Genomic DNA, 255 nt, shown 5'->3' on the forward strand with positions numbered 1-255 from the left:
CATGAAAACCCTCAAAGGACAATAAATCATCTTCATCTTGATGCACAATATAAAACCTCTGCTGTTCTTTTAACTGAGTCTTAAATAATTGTACAAAGCCAAAATCTTTGAGCCAGACCACTTGACCTTGATGGAAATTTGGCAATAAACGCAGTTGAAACCATTGTCCTTTTTCTGGGGAAACCTTACGGTTACAGTCGATACCAAACATAAATCGAATACCATATTTTCTTATGGTTTTTAGATTTCCAGTCG

1 pseudogene is annotated in these 255 nt (G+C 35.7%); it reads right to left on the reverse strand.

Annotated elements, in window-relative coordinates:
• Positions 1–255 (reverse strand): annotated as a pseudogene (locus tag ACEO2X_RS14580) (IS701 family transposase); the annotation flags it as partial.

The sequence above is a fragment of the Acinetobacter sp. AL9 genome, from assembly GCF_041464035.1.
Lineage (GTDB): Bacteria > Pseudomonadota > Gammaproteobacteria > Pseudomonadales > Moraxellaceae > Acinetobacter > Acinetobacter towneri.